At 39.0% G+C, this 6,565-nt stretch carries 4 protein-coding genes and 1 rRNA gene; all 5 read right to left on the minus strand.

Going from position 1 to position 6,565, the window contains the following annotated elements; genetic code table 11:
* Window positions 1-15: 15 nt before the first annotated feature.
* Window positions 16-1,836 (minus strand): single-stranded-DNA-specific exonuclease RecJ, encoded by a 1,821-nt coding sequence (recJ, locus tag BMX21_RS15450; protein ID WP_092045718.1) that lies wholly within the window; start codon window positions 1,834-1,836, stop codon window positions 16-18.
* A gap of 195 nt (window positions 1,837-2,031) precedes the next feature.
* Window positions 2,032-4,308, minus strand: coding sequence for a protein translocase subunit SecD (secD, locus tag BMX21_RS15455; protein ID WP_092045720.1), 2,277 nt, complete (start codon window positions 4,306-4,308; stop codon window positions 2,032-2,034).
* Between the two features lie 14 nt (window positions 4,309-4,322).
* A complete protein-coding gene (gene scfB, locus BMX21_RS15460; protein ID WP_092045722.1) occupies window positions 4,323-5,774 on the minus strand; it encodes a thioether cross-link-forming SCIFF peptide maturase in 1,452 nt (483 codons plus the stop codon).
* Window positions 5,775-5,980: 206 nt separating this feature from the next.
* Entirely contained in the window at window positions 5,981-6,130 is a 150-nt protein-coding gene (gene scfA, locus BMX21_RS15465; RefSeq protein ID WP_022755440.1) for a six-cysteine ranthipeptide SCIFF, read from the minus strand.
* A 219-nt stretch (window positions 6,131-6,349) separates the two neighbouring features.
* A 23S ribosomal RNA gene (locus BMX21_RS15470) occupies window positions 6,350-6,565 on the minus strand; the annotation flags it as partial.

The following is a 6,565-nucleotide window of genomic DNA, read 5'->3' on the forward strand; positions in this document are numbered from 1 at the left end:
GCCATTTTGTATTGATCAGCAGAAGTCTGTCATAACAATCTGCAAGCTCTCTCTACCCTGCCATGTGTTGATATCAGGATAATATGCTATATTCAGGACGATGTCCGTATTTACACTATTATTATATAACGCATCTATTATTGCATTTCCATATCGCTCTGTTAGGAAATCGTGCCATTTTTCCATATTGCCAAAATATACCATTTCGTATTCTCTGCCATCAGCATCTAAAATCTTGTATTTGCCGCAGTTTTTATTCTTGCCCATAATGCGGCCTGATCTTATCCTTATATCACGCGCGGCAAAGGAAGGCTTATCATTACCATTACCAAAAGGCTCGAGGAGATCGAACTCTTTGATAAGCGGAATGCTTAAATACTGAAGAGGAAGTATCATATCCAGATGCTTTACTTCTACGAAATCTTCTTCTGAAAGTGTACAGTTAGCATTGAGTCTTTGTCTGAGTTCTTCTATGTTATCAATTGCAAGAGATAACCCGGCAGCCATCTTGTGTCCACCGAATTTAGTAAATAGGTCTTTACATTCAGATAATTCTCTGAACATATCATAATTCTCTGTAGATCTTCCGCTTCCCTTTGCGCCTTCTTTGGCATTGGTAAGTACAATAGTAGGCCTTGAATACTTCTCTCTAACTCTTCCAGCAACTATTCCGGCTATAGACTCATGGAGATCCGGCTGATACAAAACTATGACTTTAGGTATATCTTTGCCATACTTATCCATCTCCTGCGTAGCAAGATCTACACCTTTTTGAGTCATGGTCTTCCTGCTATCATTAAGCGCTTTAAGATCTCCTGCAATATTAACTGCTGTCATCTCATTTGATGCTGTCAGAAGATCAAGTCCTCTCATAGCGCTGTCAAGTCTTCCTGTTGCATTAAGGCAAGGACCTATTACAAAGCCAAGATGATAACCTGTCATCTTGCTTCCAAGAAGGCCATTGACATTAATAAGACTTCTAAGTCCCAGATTGTGAGAATTCTCCATCTGTCTAAGACCTTCTTTGACAAATACTCTGTTCTCATCTTCTATAGGCATGACATCGCATACTGTTGAAAGAGCAGCAAATTCAAGCATCTCATTATAGAAATCTTCTACCATTAAAGGTGCATGATTCCATCCTGACTTTTCATATTGTTCAAAAAGAATCTGAATGAATTTATAAGCTACGACTCCTCCACATATCTCCTTAAATATTACATTGCAGTCATGTCTCTTGGGATCTACGACTGCATCAGCCGGAGGAAGGATCTGTACTTCTTCATCACCTTCTTTAGATATCGGAACTTCATGATGATCAGTCACAACTATTGTAAGACCCAGCTCTTTGGCTAAAGCTACCTCATTATATGCAGCTATACCATTATCGCAAGTAATTATAGTATCGATATTGTCATCTACAGCTTCTCTAACAAGCCTTTCGTTAAGACCATATCCGTCTTTGATCCTATCCGGAAGCCTATAGTCTATAATCGTTTCAGTTGCACTGGAAGCTTTAGAACCCTTTGCAGCAAAGTTAAGACCAGCCCATAGAATATAGGAAGAACATATTCCATCCACATCATAGTCACCGATAATTCTGATCTTACATCCGGCATCAATCCTGTCCTTCATAATACATGCAGCCTTTTCTATATCAGTAAGATCATGGGCATCCCTTAAGTCTTCACGCCCTCCAAAAAGATATCTTCTGATATCTTCCAGATCAACCAACCCTCGATTCCTTAACAGTCTGGCTGTAATAGGACTTATATTAAAGTCTTTTGCTATTTTATTAAAATCAGCCTTCTTAGCTGCAATCATCCATTTTGACATTTATAAAGCACCCTTTTTAATATTCTTAAAAATAGATATATGATTCACACCTCATGCTAAACAATAGTATAGATATATGATCCAAACTTCATGCTAAGCAATAGTATAGATATATGATCCAAACTTCATGCTAAGCAATAAAATAGACTGCAGAAAGCTCTAACTTCCTGCAGTCTGGATAGTTTTCTAAAAAGATTAAGCCTTTTCTACACTTTTCTTCTTCATAGAGAACCAAAGCTGTGATGCAATGCAGATAGAAGAATATGTACCACTTACTACACCAACCATAAGAGGAAGTGCGAAGGTCTTAATATCCTGAACACCTACTACATACAGGCAAAGTACCATGATGAATGTTGTGATAGATGTAAACAGTGATCTTGTAAGAGTCTGGTTAATAGATTCATTGACCAGCTCTTTAAGTTGATCCTGATTACGAAGGCCATGCTGGTTCTCACGGATACGGTCAAATGTAACGATTGTATCGTTGATAGAGTAACCGATAATAGTAAGAACTACAGCAATAAATGTGCTTCCAACTTCAAGTCTTGTGAATGCATAGCACATGATAACCATGATAGCATCGTGAGCAAGAGCGATGATAGCACTAGCGCCAAAGCGAATATCTCTAAATCTGAAATAGATATAGATAAGCATAAGGATAAGAGAAATAACTGTTGCCCAACTTGCATCACTTGTCATCTCATTGCTTATTGTAGCACTGATTGTCTCGTATGTAACATCTGTTGCACCATAGGTTGTTGTAAGAAGTTCATCAACAGCCTGTGAAGCATCTGTTGAAAGAGACTGTGTCTTAAATACTACCTGATCCTGATCATTAACGATCTGATGAGATATTGAAAGGTTCTTAAGGTTTTCATCTGCAGCAGATGCAGCTGATATAATAGCCGGCTCAATTGAATTTTCAAGATCTTCTACTGAAGGAGTCTTGCCATCTTCAAAAGTAACTGTTGTAGCCGTACCACCTACAAAGTCAATTGAATAATTGAATGCATGATTACCTGCTGCATGATTATATACACAGGTACCAATTCCGCATACGATTATAAGTACTGAAATCGCATATAAGATATATCTCTTTGATACAAAATCAATCTTCTTAGGAGCCTTAGCCTTACCATAGAAAGACTCAGTCTTAAATCCAAGGTTATAAAGGATTGCAGAAATTCCTCTTGTTACAAAAAGTGCTGTGAACATGGAAATAACTATACCAAGTGCAAGAGTTATAGCGAAACCTCTTACTGTACCTGTTCCACGAAGTCCAAGAACTCCGGCAGCAATAAGTGTTGTAATATTTCCATCAAGGATAGCAGAAAGAGCCTTGGAATATCCGGCTTTCATTGCCTTATCTACAGCGCTGCCGTTAGCAATTTCTTCTCTAATACGAGCAAATACAAGAACGTTAGCATCAACCGCCATACCGATTGAAAGAATGATACCTGCAATACCAGGAAGAGTAAGTGTTATATCAAATGCTGAAAGAAGTATTACCATGAAGCAGCAGTAAAAACCAAGAGCCATTGATGCTGCTACGCCAAGGATCCTGAAAATGATGATCATAAACAGAACGATGAGAGCAAGACCAATGATAGCTGCAATCTTACTTGTATGAATAGCACTAGCACCAAGCTGAGCTCCTACGACATTAGCACGAAGTTCTGTAAGAGATACATCAAGTCCACCAATACGAATTGTAGATGCGAGGTTTTCTGCAGCTTCATATGAACTCATACCTGTGATTGAAGCCTTACCATCTGATATAACAGCCTGCACTCTTGGAACACTAATAAATGCGCCATCATAGTAGATACCAATAGTCCATCCGTTAGCATAAGCTGCTTCTGTAGCTGTAGCGAACTTCTTAGCACCTTCAGATGTAAGTGTAAGCTCTACGATATACTCAGAACCTGTTCCAGAATTGTCAACACCAGCCTGTGCATCAGCAATATCTTCTCCTGAAAGAACTATATCTCCACTGGCTTGAAGAGACTCAATTGTTACACCATCAGAAAGCATATAGAATGCTGAGTATCCCATACCATAGGGATCATAATAGTTAGGAGCTCCCTGATCATTGTACTCACGAATGAAATACAGATTACCTGGTGTTGAAAGTGTTTCGAAAATCTCATCTGTAGCACCTGGAATCTCTACTGTGATACGATCAGAACCTTCTTTGTAAACAGAAGCTTCTGTAGTATTAAGTTCAGAAGCTACACGCTTTGAAAGCTTTGATACAGTATCATCCATCTCCTGAGTTGTAGGTGTTCCACCATTTTCACCAGCTACCTGGTAAGTAATGCTGACACCACCAGCTAGATCGAGACCGAAATTGATGTCGTGCATAGAGCCATCACGAGTTTCCCCAACTCCATGCCAGGCAACGTAGAACAATCCGACCAGTACAGCCAGTACAACAACTAATGGCAGTACTTGCTTTAACTTTTTCATTTTAATAACCTCCGTTAACCCACGTTTTTGGCATCTGCTTCTTCAGCAAGTGCCGCTTTTATCATAATCGCACATTCTATGCGCTTACGTTGAAGTTCACAACCTTCTTTATATACTGTGTTGATTTCTCCATTGAAATTATAGGCGTTAGCACTACATCCGCCACTGCAATAATATCTTGCAAAACACTTCTGACACTCAGGTCTTGAATATACGTTACTCTCTTTAAACTGCTGCTGAATGTCGGTACGTTTGATTCCTTCAAAGACATTACCCATAATAAAGTCTTCGTTACCTACGAACTGATGGCAAGGATAGATGTCACCCCAAGGTGTAACGCCTACATATTCGCAACCACTTCCACATCCTGAAAGGCGCTTAGCTACGCAAGGTCCACCAGAAAGATCAATATTGAAGTGGAAGAAATTGAATCCTTTACCTTCTTTGCGATACTGAAGGTAAATCTTTGCAAGCTTATCATACTCTTCCTTAAGCTTTGGAAGATCTTCTTCTTTAATAGCATACCAATCTTCCGGTTTTGCAACTACAGGCTCCATTGAAATCTGCTTAAAGCCAAGATCTGCAAGATGCTTAACATCTTCAGAGAAATCAAGGTTGTTATGAGTAAATGTACCTCTAACGAAATATCTAAGCTGATGTCTTGATTCTGCAACTTTTAGATATTTAGGAACGATCACATCATACATTCCATGACCGGCAGCATTAGGTCTCATCTTGTCATTGACTTCCTTACGTCCATCAATCGAGAGAACTATATTACCCATCTCTTTGTTGCAATAATCAAGTATCTCCTGAGTAAGAAGAGTACCATTAGTCGTAATTGTGAATCTGAAATTCTTACCAGCTTCTTTTTCAATGCTACGGCCATACTCTACGATCTGTTTTACAACTTCCCAGTTCATAAGAGGCTCACCGCCAAAAAAATCAACCTCAAGATTATGACGATTACCTGAATTCTTAACAAGGAAATCAAGTGCAGCCTTACCGACTTCAAATGTCATCATAGCCTTACGACCATGATATTCTCCCTCATCTGCAAAACAATATTTGCAACGAAGATTGCAATCATGCGCTATATTAAGGCATAAAGCTTTAATTACTGTATCGCGAGTCTTAAACTCTTCTACATAATTCTCGTATATATCATCTGTATAAAGCTGTCCAGCCTGTCTTAATGAAAGGATCTCTTCTACAGCCTCTGCCACTTCGCTCTCAGGATATGCTGTACCCTTTATAATAATACTCTTGGATACTTCTTCAAGGAGCTCTTTACTAACTTCACCATTCTCTTCTTCATCAGGAATCTGAGCTGTACCAAACATTCCTTTGAGAATCTCTTCTACTGAAGGAATAAGATCATATACGATCTCATCAACTACATGAACACTGCCGCTGTTCACATCAAGAACGATGTTATAACCATTATTTTTAAATAAATGTACCATTAAATCTATAACTCTCTATCTACCAGTAAATAATATTAAAATTTAAAAAACACAGAAAACAAGTATAGCAATATGCCTGTAATAAATTACTAGGAATATCGCTATACATGCTTACATAATCCCTTGAGATAATTGACGGATTACTGGGGTCCGATCATCCCCAAAAGGGAAACATCAGAATCTGAACCAATTGAATAGAAAAAAGGTTAGTTCTTAGCAAGCTGCTCACAGCTCTGATTACCAACTGTGCAAGATGTCTTACAAGCAGACTGACAAGATGTCTGGCATTCGCCGCATCCGCCCTTCTTCATAGACTCTTTAAGATTTCTTGTAGCAAGTGTCTTAACGTGCTTCATGGTATTTCCTCCCGATAAAATAAAATGAGATAATCTCATACGTTTAATAAGTATACCATAGTTTAGGTAGTGTGTAAAAAGGTTTTTGCCTATATTTATGCGCATTTGAGCAAAAAACAAAGAATAGTAACAGACACAAAAAAAGCTCCGTGCTATGCACAGAGCCTTGATCATTCCTTCAAAACCGAACACTGAATCTCCAAACTTATCTTAACTTCTTTGGTTAAGTCCTCGACCTATTAGTACACATCAGCTGAGAATGTTACCACTCTTACACCTTGTGCCTATCAACCTCGTACTCTCCAAGGGGTCTTACCACTTGCGTGGGGATATCTCATCTTGAGGGGGGCTTCACGCTTAGATGCCTTCAGCGTTTATCCCTGCCAGACTTGGCTACCCTGCCTTATGCGATTGCCTTCGCAGCAGATACACCAG

The sequence above is a fragment of the Butyrivibrio sp. TB genome (assembly GCF_900110805.1).
In the GTDB taxonomy this organism is placed as follows: Bacteria; Bacillota; Clostridia; order Lachnospirales; family Lachnospiraceae; genus Butyrivibrio; species Butyrivibrio fibrisolvens_C.